Source organism: Spongiactinospora sp. TRM90649 (assembly GCF_029382225.1).
Lineage (GTDB): Bacteria > Actinomycetota > Actinomycetes > Streptosporangiales > Streptosporangiaceae > Spongiactinospora.
The window spans coordinates 1-22,542 of the sequence record NZ_JARLTC010000047.1 but is presented as its reverse complement, the minus strand read 5'-3'; the positions used below and the strand labels follow the sequence as shown (position 1 = coordinate 22,542).

Here is a 22,542-nt window from a genome sequence, read left to right as displayed (position 1 = left end):
GCGCACCCTGCTCACACTCACCCCGAGCACGCGCACCCTGCTCACACATCGATCACACGTTGCGCAGGACGGACACCACGATGCCGAGCACCGCCGCCTCGTCGCCGTCGATGACGTCGTAGGCGGGGTTGCGCGGTTCGAGCAGGATGTGCCCGCCGCGCCTGCGGAACACCTTCACCGTGGCCTCGCCGTCGATCATCGCGGCGACGATCTGGCCGGACTGCGCGTCCGGCTGCTGCCGCACCACGACGATGTCGCCGTCGCAGATCGCGGCGTCGATCATGGAGTCGCCGCGCACCCGCAGGCCGAACACGGTGCCGCGCCCGGTGAGGCCGCGCGGCAGCGTCATCGCCTCGTCGTGGTGCTCGGCGGCCAGGATGGGCGTGCCCGCGGCGATGTCGCCGACCACGGGCACGGTCACCAGGTCGGCGGCCGGTTCCTGCGCGGCGCCGCGCAGGAACCGGCGCACGTCGATCGGGCGGGTCACCGCCGTGCCCCGGCTGAGGAATCCCTTCTCCTCCAGGCTGCGCAGGTGCCTGGAGACCGACGAGGACGAGCGCAGCCCGACCGCCCGGCCGATCTGGCTGGTGCTCGGGGCGTATCCGTGCTTGACCACCCAGTCCCGGATCGTGGCCAGTATCCGCTGCTGACGCTGGGGCAGGGCCGAGAAGTCCAGGTGTTCGAACGTGTCAGGATCATCAAAGGTGGTCACCCGCGAAATGCTAGACGGCGAGCAGCCGTTCGTGCAGCGCACGCGCGGTGCGCACGAAGCCGCTCGTCCCCTTGCGGGCCGCCGCCTCCTCGATCGCGGGGAGGGTGCCGCGCACCCCCGCCCAGTGGGCGGCCTCGCTCGCGAGCGCGAGCGCCTGGGTGTGGGAGGTGTTCGGCCGCTCGTCCGGCCCCGGCAGGTAGACGGACAGCAGCCCGCTCATGATCTGCCACACCTCGCGGTGCGCGCCCTGCCCGGCGCACTGCTCAAGCGCGGCGCGCACGTCGCGCAGCCTGGCCACGTCTCTGCGCAGGCACAGCCCGAGCTGCCGCCCGACTTCCGCGGCGGGCAGGCAGCCGGTCGCCGCCGCGCCGAGCAGCAGCCGCAGGCCGCGTTCCGGCCAGGCGTACATCCCGTGCTCGGTGAGCTGGACGGCGATCAGCAGCGCCGTCCCCTCGCCCACCGGCCCGTCCTGGGAGAACAGCGCGGCCACGTACTCGTGGAAGCCGCCCGGCCGGGGCCAGACGTTCAGCAGGTACGGCATGAGGTGCATGGCCACGGCCTCGCGGTCGGAGGGCAGTGTCAGCCGCCAGGACTCCATGTAGGCGCGGTAGTCGTCGCCCGTGGCCGAGGGTGGATCGGACAGCAGCTCGTCCAGCATCGCGAAGCCCGTCGGCTCGGCCTTGATACGCGGACGCAGCCGGGGGCCGTGCTCGCCCTTCTGCCGGTCGTGCGTGTACTTGCCGTTCGCGTGCGACCAGTCCACGCGCGTCTCCGGCTCCGGCCGGTCGGCCAGCCAGCGCGCCAGCGCGAGACCGGCCTCCGAGGTCAGCCTCCCGGCGCGGCCGATCACCTCCGGGTCCGCCTCGCGCGGCAGCCGCAGCAGTGCCTGCCCCAGGTCTGCGGGCATGGCCAGGGCTCCGGCCCGCTCGTAGCCCTCCAGGCGGTCCACCAGCACGGCGGGGTCGATGTGGCCGGAGGTCAGGGTCGGGGTGGCCAGCAGGTACGGCGGCAGCGTCCCGGCCTTCAGCGCGGCGAGCACCTCGGCGCAGCGCGCGAGCATGATGCGGACGGGAGCGGAGACCCAGCCGGGTTCGGGCAGCCGGTCGGCCGACGCGCCCGCCTGCTCTCCGGGTACCCCCCTCTCATACCGCGAGATCTCCACAAATCTTCTGACGACGCCCATCACCGGCACGCCGCACAGCTGGGCCACCTGGCCCACCTGGCCCACCTGGGGCGGCTCGGGTGCGGGAAGGGGCGGCTCCGCGCCGGGGTCGGCGGCCTCGCGCAGCAGCGCCTCCGTCCACGCCTTCAGGCGACTCCAGTGCCGGCGCCGGTAGATGCGGCCCTGGCCGGGGCACGGGCGCGGGGACGGGTCGCGGACGAAGGCGTCGAGCCACCGTTCGAAGGTGACGCCGTCGCCGACCCGGTCATAGGTGGCGGTCAGGTCGGTCAGCGGTGGCGGGAAGGGGTCGCGGGCGAGCGGCTCGAACGGCGGCAGTTCTCCGGGCTCGAAGGCGTCGGCGGCCTCCTGCTCCGGTTCCGCCGCCGTCACGCCGTACGCCTCGGACAGCCGTGCCGCCAGGTCGGCGGGCAGCGCCTCGGCCGCCGTCCGCACGGCCTCGGCCCCGACGGGCGTGAACCGCGCGGCGTGCTTGACGGCCAGCCGCACCGCGCGCTCGCGCACCTGGTACGACTCGCACAGGAACGCCGAGCCGAGCGCCCCGGCCAGGTGGTCGAGGTCGCCGGGGGTCTCGCGGGCGGCCTGTTCCAGCAGGGTCAGCCCGGCCCGCACCAGTTTGCCCTCGGCGCGGAACAGCAGCGCCGACACCGCCTCCTCGACGTCGTCGCCGGTCAGCCGGCCCGCGCCGCGCAGCCGCCGCAGCGCCAGCTCGGCCACCGGGCCGGGCGCGGCGGGCAGCAGCCGCAGGTAGTCGCGGGTGTGCTCGCCGTCCGGCTCGGGGGCGAGCAGCTCGTGCAGGCGGACGAAGAAGCGCAGGTCGGGGCCGGTTCCGCCGTACAGGAAGCGGCGTACGCAGCCTTCGACGAGGGGCTCGGCGGCCAGCCGTCCGGCGGCGACCTCGTCGCGCAGGGCGGCCAGCCAGGTGTGGCCGCCGGAGTTCCACGCGGGGGGTTCGAGCGTGTCCTCGCGCAGCGCCCGGCCCACGCCCTCGGCCTCGAACAGCCGGGGCACCAGGTGGGGGGTCAGCGGGTCGTTCGCCAGGTCGGGCGGCTGGGACACCCAGGCGGTTACGAGGGGGTCGTGCTCGGGCGGGACGACTCCGGTGCGGCGCAGCAGTTCGAGGGCCAGCGGCACGCTGTCGTCCCTGGCCTGGGCCGGGGTGCCGCGCAGCCGCAGGGCCAGCCGTACGGCGAGGTCGGCCTGCCACTCCTGCGGGCGCGCGGTGATCACCTGCAGCAGCGGGGCGATGTCGCGCCCGCGCCGCCACCGGGTGAAGTCGCGCCGGTAGAGCCAGGTGGCGACGGCCGCGGCCCCGCCGATCGTCCCCGCGCCGGCGACCCGCATGGGCTCGATCCACTCCCCGCCGTCGCTCCAGGTGCGGCTGCGCCGGGCGCGTTCCTGGTGGGCCTGCCTGGCGGCGCCGATGTGCCCGGGCAGTTCGGCGGCGACCGCACGGCGTTCGGCCTCGTCCAGGGTCAGCACCGTGTTCGCGAGCCGGGCCAGGCGACCTCGGGCGATGGCCGCACGCACGCGCGGCCAGGCGCCCCCGTCCGGGGGATTCGTCGTCATGCCGCACACCGTAGGGATCGCTACCGACAGAACGGTCACCACCCGGTGGCGGCGCGCGTCAGGCCGTACCCGGCGGGAACTCGACGACCACGGTCATGACGTGCGCGCCCTGTGGGATGAACGGCGGTTCGGCCTCCTGCGGCACGGTCGGCGCGCTCTGCCAGGCGGTCGATCTCGGCTTCTCGTCAGCGGACATCGGGGATCACCTGCCAGTGGCGGCCCGGCCGGGCCAGTCGCGGTAGCCGATCCGGCCCAGGGTGGCGCCGTCACCGGGCACCAGCGTCAGCTCGCCCGGCTCGCTGCCGAAGTAGCGGGCGTGCGGGTCGGCGACCACCTGGCGGGGGTCGCCCCACCCGGCCAGCGCGTCGCGGAAGAACTCGTCCATCCGGTATCGGTCCGGCCCGGCGACCTCGATCCGGCCGTTCAGCGGCGTGCCCACCGCGACCCTGGCGACGGCGTCGGCGACCTCGTCGCCCGCGATGGGCTGGAACGCCACCGGCGGGATCCGCACGACGTCGCCGTCCGTGGCCTCGTCGGCGATGGGCCGGACGAACTCGAAGAACTGCGTCGCGTGCACCAGCGAGAACGGGATCGGCGACTCCTCGATCAGCCGCTCCTGGGCGATCTTCGCCCGGAAGTAGTCGTTGTCGGGCATCCGCTCCGTGCCCACCACGGAGACCGCGACATGGTGACCGACCCCGGCCTCCGCCTCCGCGGCGAGCAGGTTCCCGGTGGAGGTCTCGAAGAACTTCATCACCGCGGCGGCCTCGAACGACGGCGAGTTCGACACGTCGACCACGACCTGCGCGCCCGCCACCGCCTCGGCCAGCCCTTCGCCGGTGAGCGTGTCGACGCCGGTGCTCGGCGCCGCCACCACCGCGTCATGCCCCTGCTCGGCCAGTCTGTTCACCACCTTCGACCCGATCAGGCCGGTCCCACCGACTACGACGATCTTCATCACTGTTCCTTCCGTCCGCACGAGCACCCTGTGTGCCGTTCGGTCACCAGCTAAGACAGCGCAGCTCCCGGGTCCGTGACAGCCACCGCGAGATTCCTCGCGCGATGGTCGAGGAGATCACCCAGGAACATCCTCACCACCGATCCGTCCGGTGGTGAGGATGACGCCAACCGCCTGGGTGATCACCATGCCTCCGTAGGAGTGGCCGACCAGGACGACCGGCCGTCCGATGCCGCCGATCACGTCGCGCACGTAGTCGGCGTCGCCCTCCACGCCGCGCAGCGGGTTGGCCACCGCGACGGCGGTGTACCCCCTGGCGTGGATCCGGTGGATGACGCGGTTCCAGCTCGCCGATTCGGCGAAGGCCCGTGGACCGGGACGATGACGGGCTGCTCGCTCATGGTGTGCCTTCCGTGGTCGGGACGGTCTGCTTGGACGCCGGGGAGGCCGCGCGGGCTGATCCATCCTCGCCGTCCGCCCGCCCGGCGGGCCTCACCCGTCGGGGATGACCTCGCCGCGTGCGCGGGCCGTCGTGATCGTGACGGCGACGAGCAGCACGCAGAGCGCCGCGATCGCCGCGACCACGCCGGTCACCCCGATCCACGGGGCGGCGAGCGGCAGCAGCAGGACGACGACGGCGCCGCCCAGCACCGAGGCGAAGTGGAGCACCGGCTCGCCGGCCACGATGGCGTGCACCACCCACAGCAGCACGACGTACAGCCCGACCGGGACGGCGACCGCGTAGCCGAGCGCCGACGGCGACGCCTCGACGGCGTGCCCGCTCTGCTCGACCGCCACCTCCAGCCCCGCGCCGAGCGCCGCCAGCGTGACGAAGATGCCGTAATGCCCATATCCCCACAGGTAGGACCGGTGGCGGCGGTTGCTGAGCCCCTCCCCCGCCTCGATCAGGAAGTAGAGCCACCACAGGGCGAACAGCAGGACGAGGCCGGACCCGGCGATGATCACGAAGGGGCCGCCGACCCGGCCCGCTTCGAGCGCTCCCGCCACTCCCCGGCTCGCGGCCAGGACGCTCTCCCCGAGCAGGATGATCGTGAACAGGCCGTAGCGCTCGGCGATGTGGTACGGGTGCCAGTTCGTGGACCGCGCGCGTTCCGCCCACCGTGGCACCGCGAGTTCCAGGGCGACCAGGCAGCAGAAGAACACCAGGCCGGAGGTCCAGGTCAGGACGCCCGCCTCGGCGATGAAGTAACGCAGCACCCAGCCCAGTTGCGCGACCGTGATGCCCACGGCGTACCGCAGCGCCGTACGCCGTCCGGCCGGATCTTCGATCCCGGCCCGCACCCACTGCGCCACGAGCCCGACCCGCATGATCAGGTACCCGAGCGTGATGATCCCGTAGTCGGAGTGATCGGCGGCGACGGGCACCCCGGCGGCGAGCACCAGCACCCCGGCCATCTGCACCATGGTCAGCAGCCGGTACGGCACGTCGTCGGTGTCGTAGGACGAGGCGAACCAGGTGAAGTTCATCCACGCCCACCAGATGGCGAAGAACACCTGGAGGAACGGCACCACCTCGGCGAGGCCGTGCCCCTCGGCGATCCCGTGCGCGAGCTGGGCGGTGGCGGCGGCGACCGCCACCACGAAGGTCAGGTCGAACAGCAGCTCAAGCTGGCTAGAAGCCCGGTGCGGCTCGTCGATGGCCCGAGGGCTCATCCGCACCCGAATGCGACTCGTGATACCCGCTGGTGGCAACGTCGCGCTCCTGTCACTTCAGAACGTACGGTCCGTCTGAAGACAGGACAGCACGCCGATCTGTGACAGGCGGCAAAGGGGCGGTCAGCGCGGGGACACGCCTCGTGCCCTGCGCTGGTCGCGTAGTTCGGCGCGCGCCAGCGCGTTCCTGTGCACCTCGTCGGGGCCGTCCGCGAAGCGCAGGGTGCGGACGGCCGCGTAGGCGGCGGCCAGCGGGAAGTCCTGCGAGAGCCCGGCCGCGCCGTGCACCTGGATGGCCTTGTCCAGGATCCACTGCACCGCCGCGGGGGTGGCGATCTTGATCGCCTGGATCTCGGTGTGGGCGCCCTTGTTGCCGACCGTGTCCATCAGCCAGGCCGTCTTCAAAACCAGCAGCCGGAGCTGTTCGACCCGGACCCGCGACTCGGCGATCCAGTCACGGACCACGCCCTGGTCGGCCAGCGGCCGGCCGAACGCGACCCGGTCGTCCGCCCGCGCGCACATCAGCTCGATCGCGCGCTCGGCGAGCCCGATGGCGCGCATGCAGTGGTGGATCCGGCCGGGGCCGAGCCGGGCCTGGGCGATGGCGAACCCGTCGCCCTCGCCGCCGATGAGGTTGGCGGCGGGGACGCGTACGCCGGTGAAGGTCAGCTCGGCGTGCCCGCCGTGCTCGTGGTCGTCGTAGCCGAAGACCTCCATGGCCCGCTCCACCCGCAGCCCGGGGGTGTCGCGCGGGACCAGGATCATCGACTGCTGCCGGTGCCGCTCGCCGCCGGGGTCGGTCTTGCCCATCACGATGAAGATCCGGGCGTTCGGGTTCATCGCCCCGGTGATCCACCACTTGCGGCCGTCGATCACGTATTCGTCGCCGTCCCGCCGGATCCTGGTGGCGATGTTCGTGGCGTCGGAGGAGGCCACGCCGGGTTCGGTCATCGCGAAGGACGAGCGAATGGCGCCGGCCAGCAGCGGTTCCAGCCATTCGCGGCGCTGCGCCTCGGTGCCGAACCGCGCGAGAAGCTCCATGTTGCCGGTGTCGGGTGCGGCGCAGTTGAGCGCCGCCGGGGCCAGGTGCCCGCTCCGGCCGGTGATCTCGGCCAGCGGCGCGTATCGCAGGTTGGTCAGGCCCGCGCCGTGGTCACCGGGCAGGAACAGGTTCCACAGGCCGCGCGCCCGGGCCTCGGCGCGCAGTTCGGTCATGATCGGGACCGAGTCCCACGACCATCGGTCCGGGAGCGCCGCGAGCTGGTCGCGGAAGACGGCCTCGGCCGGGTAGACGTGACCGTCCATGAAGTCCAGCAGGACTTCGCGAAGCTCCTGGGTCTCGCGGTCGAACCGGAAGTCCATCAGACGCGCTCCCTCAGTGCCGCCTCAGTGCCGCCTCACCGTCTGTCCGTGCACGTGACGGTAGCGGATCCGCTCACGGTCGCTCCCACACATGATCCAGGAAGTCGGCGATCAGAGGGGCGATCCCCGGGAGCTCCTCTTCCAGGGCGAAGTGGCCGGTGTCGAGGATGTGGATTCGGGCGTCGGGGAGGTCGCGCCGGTAGGCGTACGCGCCCGCTTCGGTGAAGAACGGGTCGCCGCCACCCCAGGTGATGAGGGTGGGCGGAGTGTGCTTGCGCAGCCACTTCTGCCAGGTGGCGTAACGCTCGACGTTGGAGTGATAGTCGAAGGCGAGCGCGACCTGGGCCTCCTTGCGGCCCGGCAGGTCGAGGAAGTGCTGGTCGAGGATCCAGCTCTCCGGAGCGAGGAGTTCGGGGTGGGCGACGCCGGTCTCGTACTGGCCGCGCGTGCCGGGCAGGGTGAGCAGCCCGCGGATGGTGTCCTCGGCGCCGGGCTGATCGGGGCGCAACGCGATGAAGTCGCGGGCCGCGTCGGACAGGCCCTCCTTGTAGGCGTTGCCGTTCTGCACGACCAGGCCCTTGATCCACTCGGGGTGCCGCTCGGCGAGCCGGAACCCGATGGGCGCGCCGAAGTCGAAGACGTACATCACGAAGCTCGTCAGGCCGAGCTTCCGGACGAAGCCCTCGGTGATGTCGGCGAGCCGGTCGAAGGAGTAGGTGAAGTCGGCCGGGGCTTCGGTGTACCCGAAACCGGGGTAGTCGAGCGCGATAAGCCGATACTCGCCGCCCAGCGCGTCGATGAGACGGCGAAACTGGTGCGAGGCGGACGGGAAGCCGTGCAGGAGCAGCATGACCGGCACATCGGACCGCCTCGGCAACGACTCACGATAGAAGACGCGGACACCGTCCACGTCGAGGTGCTGGTGAACGGTATGGGGGACCTGGAGCAACGCCACTTCTAATGCCTTTCGCCATAGATGACACGTTAGTTATAGCCACGGACGATCTAATGTGTCAATTTGGCGATGTAGCATTAGAGGATGAGCGAGTCCGGCCCCCTGATCGGGGAACCCCTTGCCCTGGACCTGGTCAACACCCGCCCGGTCGCGGGCGACCTGCTGACCACGCCCGGCCACCTGCGCGCCTGGCTGGGTTCGCAGGCCGACCGGTTCACCGACGCGTGGGACCTCCGCGACGCCGAGTTCACCGCCGCCGACCTGGCCGCCGTGCGCGACCTCCGCGAGCGCACGGCGCGCGTCCTCGACCACGTCCGCGCCGGTACCCGGCCGCCGGCCGCCGACCTGGAGGCCCTCAACCAGGCTCAGCGCGCCGCCCCCGCCGTCGGCGCGCTGAGCTGGAACGGCGAGGCGATCACGGCCGCCCGCCGTCGCGACGGCACCCCCGGCTCCCGATTGACCACCTGGCTGGCCGAGGCGGTGGCCGGCCTGCTGGTGAACCCGGACGTGGCCAAGATCCGCCAGTGCGAGGCCGCCGACTGCGTCATGCTCTTCCTGCCCGCCCACCCCCGCCGCCGCTGGTGCTCGGCGGCCCGCTGCGGCAACCGCGTCCGCGTCGCCCGCCACTACCAGCGCCGCAAGACCGTCTGAGACCGCCCGGACGCGGCCTCAGACGGCGGCGGTGCTCGCCGCGCAGCGCATGGTCCTGCCCTTCTTCACCAGCGTGAAGTCGCCGGCGAGATAGAGAGGAGGGCCGACAGGGCGGCGGGATCCTGGACCGCCGACATCGGCGGCCCTCCGTCGATCACGAGGGTGGGCACGCCGCGGATGCCCGTCCGCGTGGCGCGGTCCTCGTCGGCCCGTACCTCGGCGCTGAAGGCGTCGCCTTGCAGCAGGTCGGCGACGGAGCCCGGGGCGAGCCCGGCCTCGACGGCCAGCGTCCGCAGGACGTCCAGGTCGGCGAGGTCGCGGCCCTCGGTGTGGTAGCCGTGCAGGAGCCGTTCCAGTACGGCGTCGCCCCGGCCCTCGTCCGCCGCGAGGTGCACCAGGCGGTGGGCGTCGAAGGAGTTGACCGGCCTGGCCAGGTGCAGGTTGAGTTCGAGCCCTTCGGCCTGGCCGAGCCTCCGGATCAGCGCCACGCGTGCGGCGGCTCGGGCCGGATCGCTCTGATACCGGGCGATGACCTCCGCCGCGGTCGGGCCCGGGGTGCGGCCGCCGCCCGGGTCGAGTTCGAAGCTGCGCCAGACGACGTGCGCGTCCGTCCGGTCCTTCAGCGCGGTGGAGAGGCGTCGCTTGCCGATGTAGCACCAGGGGCACAGCAGGTCGAAGTACACCTCGATGTTCACGGGCGGTGGTCCTTTCGGCGGGCGTCGGCGGGCGGAGTGGTCGTACGCCGCACGGTAAGGGTCAGCACGGCGAGCGCGACGAGCAGGGGGATCGTGATGAGCGCGTGCACGTGCAGGCTGTGCGCGAACGCGTCGCGGGCGGCCTGGACGAGCGGGCGGCCGAGGGCCTCGGGCAGCGGCCGTGCCGCCCGGAGCGCGGCGGGCAACGTCTCGCGCGCGGCCTCGGCGACCGCGACGGGCAGGCCCTCGGGGGCGTTGCGGGCCAGGTGGCCGCCGTAGACGCCGGTGGCGATGCCGCCGAGTACGGCGATGCCGAGCGCGCCCCCGAGTTCGGCGCCGGTCTCGGAGATCGCCGACGCGGCTCCGGCGCGTTCCGGCGGGGCGGCGGCGACGATCAGGCCGGTGCCGAGCGCCATGAACGGGGTCAGTCCGGCGAACAGGAAGACGGACCCGGCCACCAGGACGACCGGATCGGTGTCCACCTGCGTGAGCAGGACCGGGCCGATGAGCGCGAACGCGGCCCCGGCACTCATGAGGACGACGGGCCGGATCCGGCCGGTGAGGCCGGAGACGACCAGGGCCACCACCGTCCCGGCGATCGCGGTGGGCAGTTGCCACAGCCCGGCCGCGAGCGGGGACAGGCCGAGGACGAGTTGCAGGTACTGCGAGGTCAGCAGGCTGGTCCCGAAGAGCACGACCCCCACGACGACCATGCCGGCGACGGACACGGAGAAGGCGGGGAGGGCGAAGAGCCGCAGGTCCAGGAGGGGGTGGGGCAGCCGTCGCTGGCGGCGCACGAAGACGGCGGCGAGCACCGCCCCCGCGAGCAGGGCGGCTACCCCGGGCGGGGTGAGGCCGTGGACGGCGAGGTCCTTGACGCCGTACACGATCGTCAGCGGGGTCAGCAGCGACAGGGCCACGCTGGCCGCGTCCAGCCGTCCGGCGGTCCTCTCGCGCGGCTCGGGGATCAGGAAGGGGCCGGTGACCAGCAGCAACGCCATCGCCGGGACCGCGAGCAGGAACACCGCGCCCCACCAGGAGTACTGCAGCAGCACGCCGCCGACCAGCGGGCCGAGCGCGCCGCCGCCCATGAACGCCAGCATCCAGATCGTGATCGCCAGGGCGCGCCGGCGTGCGTCGTGGAACAGGGCGCGGATCAGCGCCAGTGAGGAGGGCGCGAGCGCGGCGGCGGCGACGCCCTGGGCCGCCCGCGCCGCGATGAGCGCCTCCGCGCTCGGGACGTAGGCGGCCGCGACGGACGCGCAGGTGAAGGCGACGGCGCCGGTGAGCAGCAGCCGGCGGTGCCCGAGGCGGTCGCCGAGCGTCCCCATCGCGACCAGCGATCCGGCGACCATGAACCCGTAGACGTCGGTGATCCACAGCAACTGGGGCCCGTCGGGTTCCAGTTCGGCGCTCAGGCTGGGCAGCGCCAGGTAGAGCACCGACATGTTCATCATGACCAGCACGGCGGGGACGCCGAGGACCGCCAGCGCGATCCACTCCCGGGCGCCCGCTCCGGCCTCGGTCTCAGTCGCCGTCATGGCCGGTGGGGACGAGCAGGGTCTTGCCGAAGGTGGCGCGCGACTCGATCGCCCGGTGCGCGGCGGCGGCCTCCTCCAGTGGGAAGGTCTGGCCGATGACCGGTCGCAGCCCGCCTTCGGCGGCCAGGGCGAGCGCGTCGGCGATGAGCGCGCGGGCCTGGGCCGGGGTCGGCGCGGAGGTGAGGCCGATGACCTGGATGGAGCGGGACCGGAGGCTGGTTTCGTCGTGTTCGGCGTCGGCTCCGGCGGCCATGCCGTACGCGCTCACACGCCCGCCGTCGCGCAGCTCTCCGACCGCCTCGGTGCCGATGCGGCCGCCGACGCCGTCGAAGACGAGGTCGAGCCCGGCGCCGCCGGTCGCCTCGCGCACGCGCTCCAGCCAGCCGGGGCGCCGGTAGTCGACGTAGGCGGCCGCGCCGAGGGAGGTGACCAGCTCGGCCTTGGCGTCGCCCCCGGCGGCCCCGATCACATGGGCGCCGGCCGCGGCGGCGAGCTGCACCAGCAGGGTGCCGACGCCGCCGCCGGCGGCCTCCACGAGGACCCGCTCCCCCGGCTTGATGTCCGCCTGCCGGTGCAGCAGCAAAGCCGTGCGCCCGTCGGCCAGCAACGCGACCGCGTCCCTGAGCGCCAGGCCCGCCGGCACCGGAACCGCGTCTTCCGCCCGCGCCAGTGCCCGTTCGGCGTAGCCGCCCTCGCCGCCCGTGGTGGTGACCACGACCGTGCCGACCAGGCCGGGATCCACGCCGGGCCCCACGGCGGCGACACGGCCGCCGACGCCGTTGCCGGGCACGCGAGGAAGCGCCGGCCTGCCGAACGGCCCGTCGCCCGCGCGGACCTGCGTCTCGACGAACGTGATGCTCGCGTACGCCACGGCGACGACCACCTGCCCCGGGCCGGGCACCGGATCGGCCACCTGCCGGACCTTCAGGACCCGCGGCCCGCCGAACTCCTCCATCACCACTGCTCGCATGACGCTCCCCCATAAACGGACAGAAACACTTCGTTTGGGAACGCTATAACGGAGTGAATCGCTTCGCAAGGCGGCTACAGTGGGGGCATGGCCCGCAAAGCCGCCAGGCACGCAGAAGCGGAACGCAACGACCAGGCCCTGCTGGAGGCCGCGAAGAAGGTCCTGGCCGTGGACGGCGCGCACGCGTCCGTGGCGGCGATCGCCGCCCGCGCCGGAGTCGGCATCGCGAGCCTCTACCGCCGCTACCGGTCCAAGGACGAGCTCTTCCAGCACCTGTGCGCGCTCTCCCTCGACCAGTGGATCCGGGCCGCGGAACACGGGCTGGAGCACGACGACCCGTGGGAGGGGCTCGCCTCGTACATCGGCGCGTGCGTCGAGTTCAGCGGCGGCTCACTCGGGCCGCTGGCCGGGACGATCGCCGTCACGGATGAGATGGCGGCCAAGTTCACCCGGTCCGACGAACTGCTGCGGCGCCTGGTAGACCGGGCGCACCGCGCGGGTGTGCTCAGGGCCGACGCGGCGGTCATGGACATCTCCCTCCTGATCGAACAGCTCGGCAAGTCCCCCCTGATCGAGCAACTCGACCGCCAGGGCCGCACCGACCTCCTCGACGCGGCCCGCGAGGCCAGAAAACGAACGATCACCATCGCCCTGGACGGCCTCCGCCCCACCCACTCCCAACTCCCCGGCAACACCCCCGCCCCAGCCCTCCTGTCGGACCGCTGGGACCACACCCCCACCTGACCAGCGACCACGCCAAGGTGTGGATAGCCGAAGGTTTCCCGCCATCAGGCCCAGGCCCGGCTCACCGGCCCCAACCGGCTGGCGGGGCCGGTCGGTTTGGCCCCCTTACGTCGCCGCCGCGTTTCGTGAAGTGCTTCGGGGCCTTCTAGGACGCTATGGCGCCGAGCTGGCGCATCAGTGAGAAGACATCGACGACCGCCCAGGTCTGGACGATCCGGCCGTTGGTGAAACGGGCGATGATGACCTCCTTGTAGCTGACGGACTTGCCGGTGGGCGGCAGGCCCATGTAGTCGCCCAGGTGCGTGCCGGTGCAGGTGTTCCTGGTGACGACCCGGTCCTCCTCGGCGATCACGTCCTCGACCTCGACGCGCAGGTCGGGGAAGGCGCGATGGAGGGTCACGAGCACCTCGTTCAGCGCCTCCCTTCCCGTCTTGCCGAGTGGCAACGGGGTCCCGATCAGCACGTCGGGGTCGATGACCTCGTCGATCGTCTTGGCGATGACCTGCTCGTCGCCCGAGCTGATGGCGGCGTGGAAGCGCCGGAGGATCTCCTTGTTGCGGGCCGCTGACATGTGACCTTCCCCTTGGTTGTCGCTCATGACCACGCGACGAACGGGCGAGCGCCCCGGGGACAACGCGGCGCCGGAGATTCAGAGCTGTTCGAGCCGCCCGCTGAGGAATCGCCGCTCGGGCGTGGAGGTGGCCAGGCCGAGCGCCCGGCGGTAGGCGGCCCTGGCCTCGGCCGGGCGGCCGAGACGGCGCAGCAGGTCGGCGCGGGTGGAGTGGTAGTAGAGGTAACCGTCCAGGCCGAGGCCGTCCACGATGCGCAGCGCGTCGGCGGGCCGGCCGGACTGGGCGATCGCCACCGCGTGGTTGAGCTCGACCACCGGCGAGCCGGTGAGCTCGAACAGCCGGCCGTACAGCCGGGCCACCTGGGGCCAGTCGACGCGCCGCCGCGCCTGCAGCGACGCGATCGCGGCCTGCACCACGTAAGCGCCGCGCCCGCCCATCGCCAGCGCCATGTCGAGCACCGCCTGTCCCTCGTCGATCTGGCGCAGGTCCCACAGCGATCGGTCCTGGTCGTCGAGCAGTACGAGGTCCTCGTCCCGCTCGCCGGAGAACCTGGCCCGCCGCCGGGCGTGGTGGATCGTCATCAGGGCCAGCAGCCCGTACGCCTCCGGTTCCCCGGGCATCAGCCCGGCCAGCACGCGTCCCAGGCGGATGGCCTCGGCGGCGAGGTCGACGCGGCCCCGGTAGCCTTCGTTGTAGATCAGATAGAGCACGGCCAGCACCGCGTCCAGGCGGTCGGGCAGCCGGTGCGCGTCGGGCACCGCGAACCTGATCCCGGTCGCCTTGATCTTGGCCTTCGCCCGGGTCAGGCGCCGCTTCATGGTCTCCTCGGACACCAGGAAGGCGCGGGCGATCTCGGCGGTCTCCAGCCCTCCGAGCGCCCGCAGCGTGAGCGCCACCTGTCCCTCCAGCGGCAGCGCCGGGTGGCAGCAGGTGAAGATGAGCTCCAGCCGCTCGTCCTTGATCGCGGTGTCGTCGAAGGGGTCCATGGTCGGCTCCTGTATCGCCAGCAGGTGAATCTTCTCGGCCCGGGTGCGTTCCCTGCGGATCCGGTCGATGGCGCGGTTACGGGCGGTGGTCACCAGCCACGCGCCCGGCTTGTCCGGTGTGCCGGCCACCGGCCAGTGCCGCACCGCCGCCGCGAACGCCTCCTGCGCGGCCTCCTCGGCCCGATCGAAGTCGCCGAGAAAGCCGACCAGCGAGGCCAGCACCCGGCCCCATTCCTCCCGGAAAACGTCCTCCAGCACGATCGGAATCACATCACCCGCTTGCGTTCCAGGGGCCTCACCTCGACCGTGCCACCGAAGCGCGCGGCGGGGACGCGCGCCGCCAGTTCCAGCGCCTCGTCGAGGTCGGCGGCCTCCACCACGCAGAACCCGCCGAGCACCTCCTTGGTGTCCGCGAACGGGCCGTCGGTCAGCAGCGTGCGCCCCCCGTGCACGCGTACACAGGTCGCCGTCTCGACCTGCTGGAGCCGGACGCCGGTGACGAACCGGTCGTCGACGCTCACCGCGAGCAGGTCCTCGTACGCGGCCTCACGTTCCGCCTCCGGCAGCGCCTCCAGGTAACCGGGTTCGGCATAGATCAGCAGGGCGTACTGCATCGCGACCTCCAGGTCATAGGACTGTCATTTTCCCGACGAACGAGCAGCCCCGGAAGGGACGCCTCGGCGCGCCCATTTCCGAAACGCGTTCCCGCGAAGGGCGGCATGGGAGACGCAGATCACATTCGCGCCCGTCCCGTGACGCCGGGGCGGGCCGTCCATGGGGTGACTGCAAAACCGGCAGAAGGAGCCCACCATGGAAGCCCGCCTCTACTACGCGGACAACCCCGTTGCCGCGAAGGTCGGCAAGTACCTCGTCTCGGCGAGCAAGATCGTGCATGATTCGGGTCTCCCCGCCTCGACGCAGGAGCTGGTGGCGCTGCGGATCAGCCAGATCAACGGCTGCGGCGCCTGCGTCGACATGCACACCAAGGACGCCGCGCACGCCGGGGAGACGCCGACACGGCTCAACCTGGTCGCGGTGTGGCGCGAGGCCACGGTCTTCACCGACGCCGAGCGGGCCGCCCTGGAACTGGCCGAGCAGGGCACCCGCGTCGGGGACGCCGCCGGCGGCGTCCCCGACCAGACCTGGGCGAACGCCTCCGCGCACTACGACGAGGATCAACTCGCCGCGCTCGTGTCCCACATCGCCCTCATGAACGCCTGGAACCGGCTCAACGTCATCACCCGGCAACCGGCGGGCGACTACACGCCGGGCCAGTGGGGCTGACGGCCGTGATCCACGCCGGGCGAGAGGGACGTACGCCGACCGCTCCCGCCCGGCCGGCTCGTCGTTCGGACCTTTCCCAACACCTTCGCGCGGAGAACCCATGGACGTGACACACCGTGGTCGCCGCCGGGCTCTGGTGGTCGGGCTGGGCGTCAGCGGGATCGCCACGGCGCTGCGGCTCCGGCAGATCGGGCTTCGGCTGGGTGAGCTTCGCCAGCCCCGACGCGGCGAACGAGGCGGCCAGCAGCGCCTGCACGATCCACAGAAGCACGTTCATCGGGGCGCCCCACCCTCTGCCGCGGATCCGAAGCCCGACGTCGCCACGGCCGCACCGCCCACGCGGAAGACCGGAAAGTTGTCGCTCATACCCAGCCGACGAACGCCCCCCTCCGGGGGGACAGCCCGGGATCGACTCGCCCGCCGTCAGTGCCGCGAAGGACACCGGAATGGGCCGCAGGCGTGAAAGGAGAAGGTCAGGGTGCGACCGGCGTGGGATTGGTTGCGCGCCCTGAGGGATTCGAACCCCCGACCGTCGGATTAGAAGACAGCTTGCCAAAAGGAGCGGATCACGCCCCTGAGCTGCACATAAGGCGACAGCGCGATCTAGAAGCCTCTCTATTGGGCAAGAATTGGGCAAAGATCAAGCCTGAGGCCGTTCTCTCGCCCCTGTTTCCCAGACATGCGAAACGCCCTCCGAGAGTCATCTCTCGGAGGGCGTTTACTCTCGTGACGGGGCAGGATTTGAACCTGCGACCTCTGGGTTATGAGCAGGACGCCAACCGTCTCAGGTGACTCACGGCGTCCGTCCTCACGCCTTGGCGGGCACAACCAGACCGCTGGCGAGCATCCAGGGATTCACCAGGAAGGCGGGAGACGGCGATCGAAGGTGTCCCGGACATCCATGCTCGGCGTGATGCCATATGCCCGAAGGAGTTGACCGGCTCCGGCGAGGGCTTCCCCTAGCTTGCCCTCTGGCAACTCATTCACCTCCAGGCCGTTATGACTGAGCATGAAACCGACCTCGCGAATGAGCTGGTAAGGGTCGTAGTGCTGCTGTCCACTCATCAGAACTCCCCTTTACCAAGCCTTCTCGGTGATGCGTTCGTACGCTTCGATGTAGCGTGCGCGGGTGGCGTCAACGATGGCCTGCGGCACCTCGGGCGCCGGCGCCTTCTTGTCCCATCCGGTACCGGCCGCCCAGTCCCGGACGAACTGCTTGTCAAAGGCGAACTGTGGTCGCCCTGGATTCCAGTCCTCCAGAGGCCAGAAGCGAGACGAGTCCGAAGTCAAAACTTCATCCCCCAGGGTCAGCACGCCGTTCGCGTCCCAGCCGAACTCAAGCTTGGTGTCCGCGATGATGATGCCGCGTTCCCGGGCGATCTCAGCTCCGCGCGCATACACATCAAGGGTGATCCGGCGAAGATCTTCGGCTACCTCTGCGCCTTCCTGAGCGACTACATCGCGCAAGGTGATGAACTCATCATGAGCCCCGATATCCGCCTTTGTGGTCGGGGTGAAGATGGGCTCCGGGAGTTGAGATCCCTCAACCAGACCAGCGGGCAGGGACACACCCGACACGGCCCCATCGCGTTCGTACTCCTTGAGCCCGAGACCGGCGAGATACCCGCGGGCGATGCACTCGACCTGCACCATGTTCAGCTTGGCGCATCGTACGGCGCGCCCGGCGAACTCCGCCGGCACGTCGGTGGCGGAGACGACATGGTTCGGCACGATGTCCGCGAGTTGCTCGAACCACCACAGCGAAAGCTGCGTGAGGACCTTCCCCTTGTCCGGGATCGGCGTGGGAAGGATCACGTCGTAGACGGACACGCGGTCCGACGCCACCAGGATGATGTCGCCGCGATCCTCGTACACATCCCGGACCTTCCCGGAGTGAATGAGCTTCACTATGCTCCCTGATCTTCCGCGAGCCTGTATTCGTACGTAGACCAGCGACCCGAGACAGTCACGGATTCGCCGTACTCGATGACGTCGCCTTCCTGGTCATACAACCAGTTCCGCCCCCTCAGAACTGGCATCCCCGGCTGAAGACCAAGGTCCTCCGCCTCTTGCTCGGTCGCTACTGCGGCGCACTGCTGGTCACGTCCCGAGGTGGCAACTCGTCCCGTCTGCTCTGCTATGTAGGTCGGCGTGCCCTGCATGAGACGCTCGGCGGTCAGCAACCTGGGTGCATGCTCAGCCAAGGCGGCATCGAACCACGAAACAGATGCGGACACTGGCGTGTTCGTCTCCGTGTTCATGGTGATCCGGTGGCGCCGGATGGCGTTGGCACCAGATTCCAATCCGAGCGCGTCGGCTACCTGACCTGGTGCGCTGACCACCTCACACGCCTTGATGCGAGCCGCTTCGTTCGCCGGGTAGATCCGTCCGGTACGACGAATCGTTTGAAAGCGGTCGCGCGCGGAAGTGTGCTGCTCCTTGAGCACCGTCACGACGGTCCCGATTCCAGGCACCGCCCTGACAAGCCCCTCGGAGCGCAGTGAGGCGAGGACCTTCGTGGCCGTGGCCAATGAGATCCCCCAGTCACGAACGATCCGGCGAGCAGACGGGATAGCGTCGCCATCCTTGAGTTCGCCGGACTGGATCTGGTTGCGGATGTGGGTGACGACCTGCACATACGGCGGGTCTTGGCGCTGAATGCTCGGCGACATCCGGTTCCCCTCTCCCGGCAAATCGGGCGTTCTAGTACACCGGTCACCATAAGCCTAGTCCACCTGGCATGACGCATGACAATCGCCCCGGCACTCCCTCTTGACGGTGTACTAGTACACCGTCTATGTTCTGCGTACTAGTACACCAACGCGGCACTACTCGGAAGGCGGTCCGACGGGATCGCGCGTCGACATCGCAAGGACCGCTTCGGCCGACGGGCCGAACGCACTTGAAGCTTGAGACCCACATCCGTGTTTGCCGCCTCGCGCCGAATAAGGCGGCCACGCAGGGCGAACGGCCCTGCCTTCACTCCTGAACTTCACCGTAGAAGGGAGTGGTCGCCATGCCCTACGAGGCGACCGTGGACGACGACGACTTGCCGGACTTCGATCCGGTGGATCTTGCCCGCTTGCTTGTCGGTATAGAGGAGCGCTTCCGCCGCCCGGCCCGTATCGACACTCCCGAGGAGATCCGCGCATGGCTCGCTGAGCGCGATCACCGGCCGGACGTACAGCCCTGACCGTTCCATCCACCCGTTCGATTCGGGGCGGCCCCCCATCCACCAAGACACGGGGCCGCCCCACTCCCATCACAAAGGAGTACCCCCATCATGCCGCGAAAGACGATGGACGCCCAGTCCGAGCCCGACTCCCCGACCGGCTGGCAGCACGACGAGCCGCCCGCGTGGGGCGCGAAGTCCGGCGGGTGCCGGGAAGCGTACGACACGCTGCTCGCCCAGAAGCGCACCGCCCAGGCCGACCAGGGCAAGGGTGGCAAGCGATGAGCCGCGTTGAGTACTGCACGCCGTGCCAGGGCAACGGCACCGTGCGCGAGACGACCGTTGAAATGGTGCCGGGCAGTCACCCGCGCCTGGTGGAGGTCTCCTACACCTGCCCCACCTGCGGCGGCTCCGGCCGCGTCGGCGCCGCCCACTAGGAACGCCCGTCTTCGCGTGCGCCTGGCTGTGACGCACGCGAACGGCGACGACTGATCCCCCGCTACGCCCGCGTCCCGGGCCGGTGTTACCAACACCGGCCCGGGACCTTTCCAGATCACATCCCCTGCCCGAGGAGAGATCCATGCGCCACGCTTTCACACCGCCCGGCGCCGCGCCCAGGGCGCTGGTCAACATCCTGGCTCGCAACGTGGCTGGCCTGCCGCGCCATCTGGCCGACAATGCGGCCTGCCGGTTCGATCCGGAGTTGCACACCGGCCCCGACGCCTTCACCGCCGAGTCCGACCAGGACCGCGCGGCGCGCGTGCAGGTCGCCCGCGAGGTTTGCGCCGAGTGCCCGGTGTGGGCCTCCTGCCTGTTCCACGCTCTCGCGGTCCGCCCCGGCGCCGGGGTGTGGGCCGGGCTGACCGCCGACGAGATCGCCGCCCTGCCCGGCCCCGCCGACGCTGCCGCGTGCGCGCCGCGTGAGGTGGCCTGATGGGCCGGATCCGCGCCGCGTTCTGGGACCCGGCCGGGGCACGCTATGGCGTCCCCACCTACCCGTGGCGGATGTCGCCGCCGCATCTGCTCACCATGCGCCAGCTGGCCGCCGCCGGGCTTCGGCCGGGCGGTCAGGGCGTGCAGGCGCAGGTGCTGTGGCGCTCGCGCCGTCACGGCGCGCCGGGCGTGCGCGCCGCCTACCTGTACGACGTGCGGTTCGCGCTGCCCAAGCGCACGCCGAGCCCGGCCCAGCGCGCCGCGCTGAGCAAGGCCAACGCCGCCCGCCGCACCTGCCCCGGCTGCGGCCGGGACGCCGGTTACGTACTGCCCCGCCACCTGGGGACCTGCCTGGACTGCGCCAAGGAGGCCGCATGACCCCCCGTTCCCTGCCGGTGGCCGTCATCCCCACCGGCACCGCCGACGTTTCGCCGCCGAGTACGTTCCGCGTGGCGATCCGCGACGACAACGGCGCCACCCTCGGGCACCTGCCCGGCACCACGCTCACCGAGACGCGTGAGGTCCTGGACCGGATGCACGCGGCCTACCCGTGCTCGGTCCTGCAAGCGCTGTTCCACGATGACGATCTCGGCGGCTGGCGCGATGTCACCGCCGATGACATGGACCGGATGGCCGATGCCGCCGCCGCCCGCGTGCTGGCCGCGATCCTGGCCACCGGCGCCCTGCCGCGCATCTCCTGGACGCTGCACCCCTTCGACCCGGGCACGCTGCGCGGGTCGGCCGACACCCCCGGACAGGTCCGCGAGTACGCCCGCGCGTGGGAGCTGGCCCTGACCGACTGCGAGGACGACGGCGGCACCCGCGTGTGTGCCACGGGCGCCTTCCGGGGGGTCGAGGTCCGCATCTGCGGCTACTCCCGCAAGGGGGTGACGTCCTGATGGCGCGGAATCCCGCACCGCCGCCTTTCGCCGAGCGGTCTCATGCTTCCACACCGCCCGCCGGGGGCGCGGCGCGTCGGCCGCCGGATGCTCCCGGCCGGGCGGGCGGCATCAAACGCTGGCCGCTGGTGCTGCTGGCACTGCCCGCCGCCGTGGCCACCTGGTCAGGCTGGGTCGGGCTGGGTGAGAAGACCGGTTTCGGCATGGTCAAGCTGCTGCCCGGGCTGACGGACTTCGAGCTGAACACCGCGATCACCTTGCCGATCGGCGTCGAGGCGTACGCGGCGTTCGCCCTGTCGGCGTGGCTCACCTCCGCTGATGTCGCGCCGTCCACCCGCCGTTTCGCCAAGACGTCGGCCCTGGGCTCGCTCGCTTTGGGCATGCTCGGCCAGATCGCCTATCACCTGCTGGAGACGGCGAAGTTGCGGCATGCCCCGCCCGCCGTGGTGGTCGTGGTGGCCTGCCTGCCGGTGCTGGTGCTCGGCATGGGCGCCGCGCTCGGTCACATGCTCGCCCGCGACGTCACGCACGCACCGGTGCCCGCAGGCACAGGCCCGGACACCGGCCCGCCGGACGACGACACGACCACGGCCAACGACAGGAACGGGGCCGGGGGTGAGGTCATCGACGTGACGGCCACGGTCCACACCACCGAGCCGCCCCTGTCGCACGACAGCCCCGGGTACGTACCCGAGCCGCTACCCGAAGCCCTCGCCACCCGCGCCGCAAGCCGCTTCCTGCCCGACGTCATCACCGGCGACGTGCCGGGAGTACGCGCCATCAAAGCCGAACTCGGCATCGGCCAGGACAAGGCGCAGCAGGTCAGGGCGTACCTGACAGGGCTGGCCAAGTCCTGACCCACTACCCCGCCCCCAGGCCTGTGCCCGCGAAGCCGTACCCGGGGGCGGCCCCAACCCGCGAAGGAAGGGATCACCAATGTCCCACGACAACGACACCGGCGGCATCGGCCCGCCGCCGAGCGCGGCGGACGGCATCGAACACGCGCTCGCCGCGTGGCAGAACGACCCGGCGACCATGTGCGACCGGCCGGGGTGCCCGGACTGCTGGGGGCGGGTGCTGTGAAGACCGCCATCGCGCTGTTCTGCGCCGCCCTGGCCCTGGCCGCCGTCCTGGCCCTGCCCGCCGTCCCGCTCGGCGTCGCCGTCGCGCTGACCGTGTGCGGGCTGGTGTTGACCGTGGCCGCCGGCGGCGCGCTCATCCTGGCCTACTGGCGGCGGCCATGACCGGCCGCATCCCCGCCCGGCCGCGCGCCCGCACGTCCGGGTGGCGCGGCGCCGCGCTGGTCTGCCTGATCGTGTGGGCGCTGGCCGCGTGGGTCCGCGACGTGCCGGACCTGCCGCCGGTGACCGTCTTCGGCGGCGGGTTCGCCGCCGGAGTTGTGACCGCCTACGCGCTGTCATCTGCCGCGTTGCGCCTGTCGCGTCGGTACGGCGTGCGCGCCTCCCGCCGGAGAGTCCGATGAAGGCCCGTATCCGCCGTGCCCTACAGGTCGCCCTGGCCGCGCTGATGCTGGCCATGGCCCTGCTCGGTCACACCGCGTTGTTGCTGCTCGGCGCTGCCGACGCCTACGTGACCGCCGTCATCGGCACCCGCCGTATCGGCCGGATCGCCTGGGAACTGGCCACCGTGATCCGTACCACCTACCTCAAGGAGACGCGCCGATG

At 71.5% G+C, this 22,542-nt stretch carries 31 protein-coding genes; 14 read left to right on the top strand and 17 right to left on the bottom strand.

The genetic code is table 11. From position 1 onward, the window contains the following. Positions 1-52: 52 nt before the first annotated feature. The 8 genes from lexA to P3X83_RS39250 all read right to left on the bottom strand — a co-directional run bounded on the left by lexA (position 53) and on the right by P3X83_RS39250 (position 8,410). Positions 53-712: a transcriptional repressor LexA gene (gene lexA / locus P3X83_RS39285; protein WP_277310485.1), complete on the bottom strand. Its 660-nt coding sequence runs from the start codon at positions 710-712 to the stop codon at positions 53-55. 10 nt (positions 713-722) lie between these two features. Continuing rightward, a complete protein-coding gene (locus P3X83_RS39280; RefSeq protein ID WP_277310484.1) occupies positions 723-3,461 on the bottom strand; it encodes a DUF6493 family protein in 2,739 nt (912 codons plus the stop codon). A 58-nt stretch (positions 3,462-3,519) separates the two neighbouring features. Then, on the bottom strand, positions 3,520-3,657 hold the full coding sequence (locus P3X83_RS39275; protein ID WP_277310483.1) for a hypothetical protein: 138 nt from the start codon (positions 3,655-3,657) through the stop codon (positions 3,520-3,522). A 6-nt stretch (positions 3,658-3,663) separates the two neighbouring features. Continuing rightward, positions 3,664-4,419: an SDR family oxidoreductase gene (locus tag P3X83_RS39270; RefSeq protein WP_277310482.1), complete on the bottom strand. Its 756-nt coding sequence runs from the start codon at positions 4,417-4,419 to the stop codon at positions 3,664-3,666. Positions 4,420-4,536: 117 nt separating this feature from the next. Further along, positions 4,537-4,884, bottom strand: coding sequence for an alpha/beta hydrolase (locus tag P3X83_RS43400; RefSeq protein WP_346742785.1), 348 nt, complete (start codon positions 4,882-4,884; stop codon positions 4,537-4,539). A gap of 27 nt (positions 4,885-4,911) precedes the next feature. Beyond that, complete coding sequence (locus tag P3X83_RS39260) at positions 4,912-6,093, bottom strand: low temperature requirement protein A (RefSeq protein WP_277310480.1); 1,182 nt, start codon at positions 6,091-6,093, stop codon at positions 4,912-4,914. 123 nt (positions 6,094-6,216) lie between these two features. Then, positions 6,217-7,455 carry an acyl-CoA dehydrogenase family protein gene (locus P3X83_RS39255; RefSeq protein ID WP_277310479.1) on the bottom strand — a complete coding sequence of 413 codons (1,239 nt, stop codon included), beginning with the start codon at positions 7,453-7,455 and terminating at the stop codon, positions 6,217-6,219. A 73-nt stretch (positions 7,456-7,528) separates the two neighbouring features. After that, the gene (locus tag P3X83_RS39250; protein ID WP_277310478.1) at positions 7,529-8,410 is read right to left on the bottom strand and encodes an alpha/beta hydrolase; all 882 of its coding nucleotides are present in this window, start codon (positions 8,408-8,410) and stop codon (positions 7,529-7,531) included. 84 nt (positions 8,411-8,494) lie between these two features. On the opposite strand from P3X83_RS39250, the gene P3X83_RS39245 reads away from it, so the two are divergent. Next, positions 8,495-9,061, top strand: coding sequence for an ABATE domain-containing protein (locus P3X83_RS39245; RefSeq protein ID WP_277310477.1), 567 nt, complete (start codon positions 8,495-8,497; stop codon positions 9,059-9,061). Positions 9,062-9,126: 65 nt separating this feature from the next. On the opposite strand, the gene P3X83_RS39240 is transcribed toward P3X83_RS39245, so the two are convergent. The 3 genes from P3X83_RS39240 to P3X83_RS39230 are packed head-to-tail and all read right to left on the bottom strand — an operon-like array spanning position 9,127 to position 12,267. Then, complete coding sequence (locus P3X83_RS39240) at positions 9,127-9,756, bottom strand: DsbA family oxidoreductase (protein ID WP_277310476.1); 630 nt, start codon at positions 9,754-9,756, stop codon at positions 9,127-9,129. Continuing rightward, on the bottom strand, positions 9,753-11,297 hold the full coding sequence (locus tag P3X83_RS39235) for an MFS transporter (RefSeq protein ID WP_277310475.1): 1,545 nt from the start codon (positions 11,295-11,297) through the stop codon (positions 9,753-9,755). The genes P3X83_RS39240 and P3X83_RS39235 overlap by 4 nt, the downstream gene beginning before the upstream one ends. Beyond that, a complete protein-coding gene (locus P3X83_RS39230; RefSeq protein WP_277310474.1) occupies positions 11,284-12,267 on the bottom strand; it encodes a zinc-binding dehydrogenase in 984 nt (327 codons plus the stop codon). The genes P3X83_RS39235 and P3X83_RS39230 overlap by 14 nt, the downstream gene beginning before the upstream one ends. 87 nt (positions 12,268-12,354) lie before the next feature. On the opposite strand from P3X83_RS39230, the gene P3X83_RS39225 reads away from it, so the two are divergent. Continuing rightward, complete coding sequence (locus P3X83_RS39225) at positions 12,355-13,011, top strand: TetR family transcriptional regulator (protein WP_277310473.1); 657 nt, start codon at positions 12,355-12,357, stop codon at positions 13,009-13,011. Between the two features lie 145 nt (positions 13,012-13,156). Here P3X83_RS39225 and P3X83_RS39220 read toward each other — a convergent pair whose 3' ends face one another. The 3 genes from P3X83_RS39220 to P3X83_RS39210 form a co-directional block, all read right to left on the bottom strand. Next, a complete protein-coding gene (locus P3X83_RS39220) occupies positions 13,157-13,582 on the bottom strand; it encodes an ester cyclase (RefSeq protein WP_277310472.1) in 426 nt (141 codons plus the stop codon). Between the two features lie 78 nt (positions 13,583-13,660). Next, positions 13,661-14,827, bottom strand: coding sequence for a sigma-70 family RNA polymerase sigma factor (locus P3X83_RS39215; RefSeq protein WP_277310471.1), 1,167 nt, complete (start codon positions 14,825-14,827; stop codon positions 13,661-13,663). Positions 14,828-14,835: 8 nt separating this feature from the next. Then, entirely contained in the window at positions 14,836-15,183 is a 348-nt protein-coding gene (locus tag P3X83_RS39210; protein WP_277310470.1) for a YciI family protein, read from the bottom strand. Positions 15,184-15,379: 196 nt separating this feature from the next. Between P3X83_RS39210 and P3X83_RS39205 the strand changes: the two genes are divergently transcribed. Continuing rightward, complete coding sequence (locus tag P3X83_RS39205; protein WP_277310469.1) at positions 15,380-15,853, top strand: carboxymuconolactone decarboxylase family protein; 474 nt, start codon at positions 15,380-15,382, stop codon at positions 15,851-15,853. Between the two features lie 855 nt (positions 15,854-16,708). Here the strand turns inward: P3X83_RS39205 and P3X83_RS39200 are convergent. Genes P3X83_RS39200 through P3X83_RS39190 form a run of 3 tightly spaced genes read right to left on the bottom strand, consistent with a single transcriptional unit; the run spans position 16,709 to position 18,525 of the window. Beyond that, a complete protein-coding gene (locus P3X83_RS39200; RefSeq protein ID WP_277310468.1) occupies positions 16,709-16,918 on the bottom strand; it encodes a hypothetical protein in 210 nt (69 codons plus the stop codon). Between the two features lie 12 nt (positions 16,919-16,930). Beyond that, entirely contained in the window at positions 16,931-17,761 is an 831-nt protein-coding gene (locus P3X83_RS39195; protein WP_277310467.1) for a phosphoribosylaminoimidazolesuccinocarboxamide synthase, read from the bottom strand. Then, a complete protein-coding gene (locus tag P3X83_RS39190; protein WP_277310466.1) occupies positions 17,761-18,525 on the bottom strand; it encodes a GntR family transcriptional regulator in 765 nt (254 codons plus the stop codon). Before P3X83_RS39190 ends, P3X83_RS39195 begins: the two co-directional genes overlap by 1 nt. A gap of 344 nt (positions 18,526-18,869) precedes the next feature. On the opposite strand from P3X83_RS39190, the gene P3X83_RS39185 reads away from it, so the two are divergent. From P3X83_RS39185 to P3X83_RS39135, 11 genes are all read left to right on the top strand, one after another. Continuing rightward, on the top strand, positions 18,870-19,046 hold the full coding sequence (locus tag P3X83_RS39185) for a hypothetical protein (RefSeq protein ID WP_277310465.1): 177 nt from the start codon (positions 18,870-18,872) through the stop codon (positions 19,044-19,046). A 90-nt stretch (positions 19,047-19,136) separates the two neighbouring features. After that, entirely contained in the window at positions 19,137-19,310 is a 174-nt protein-coding gene (locus P3X83_RS39180; RefSeq protein ID WP_277310464.1) for a hypothetical protein, read from the top strand. Further along, complete coding sequence (locus tag P3X83_RS39175; protein WP_277310463.1) at positions 19,307-19,462, top strand: hypothetical protein; 156 nt, start codon at positions 19,307-19,309, stop codon at positions 19,460-19,462. The genes P3X83_RS39180 and P3X83_RS39175 overlap by 4 nt, the downstream gene beginning before the upstream one ends. Before the next feature lie 143 nt (positions 19,463-19,605). Further along, entirely contained in the window at positions 19,606-19,959 is a 354-nt protein-coding gene (locus P3X83_RS39170; protein WP_277310462.1) for a WhiB family transcriptional regulator, read from the top strand. Next, positions 19,959-20,336 carry an RRQRL motif-containing zinc-binding protein gene (locus P3X83_RS39165; protein ID WP_277310460.1) on the top strand — a complete coding sequence of 126 codons (378 nt, stop codon included), beginning with the start codon at positions 19,959-19,961 and terminating at the stop codon, positions 20,334-20,336. The genes P3X83_RS39170 and P3X83_RS39165 overlap by 1 nt, the downstream gene beginning before the upstream one ends. After that, on the top strand, positions 20,333-20,857 hold the full coding sequence (locus P3X83_RS39160) for a hypothetical protein (RefSeq protein WP_277310459.1): 525 nt from the start codon (positions 20,333-20,335) through the stop codon (positions 20,855-20,857). Before P3X83_RS39165 ends, P3X83_RS39160 begins: the two co-directional genes overlap by 4 nt. Continuing rightward, positions 20,857-21,714 (top strand): hypothetical protein, encoded by an 858-nt coding sequence (locus P3X83_RS39155; protein WP_277310458.1) that lies wholly within the window; start codon positions 20,857-20,859, stop codon positions 21,712-21,714. Before P3X83_RS39160 ends, P3X83_RS39155 begins: the two co-directional genes overlap by 1 nt. 79 nt (positions 21,715-21,793) lie before the next feature. Then, positions 21,794-21,940 carry a hypothetical protein gene (locus tag P3X83_RS39150; protein WP_277310457.1) on the top strand — a complete coding sequence of 49 codons (147 nt, stop codon included), beginning with the start codon at positions 21,794-21,796 and terminating at the stop codon, positions 21,938-21,940. Next, positions 21,937-22,101, top strand: coding sequence for a hypothetical protein (locus P3X83_RS39145; RefSeq protein ID WP_277310456.1), 165 nt, complete (start codon positions 21,937-21,939; stop codon positions 22,099-22,101). Before P3X83_RS39150 ends, P3X83_RS39145 begins: the two co-directional genes overlap by 4 nt. Next, positions 22,098-22,340, top strand: coding sequence for a hypothetical protein (locus tag P3X83_RS39140; RefSeq protein WP_277310455.1), 243 nt, complete (start codon positions 22,098-22,100; stop codon positions 22,338-22,340). Before P3X83_RS39145 ends, P3X83_RS39140 begins: the two co-directional genes overlap by 4 nt. Further along, on the top strand, positions 22,337-22,542 hold a 206-nt coding region (locus tag P3X83_RS39135; protein WP_277310454.1), incomplete at its 3' end, for a hypothetical protein. The genes P3X83_RS39140 and P3X83_RS39135, both read left to right, overlap by 4 nt.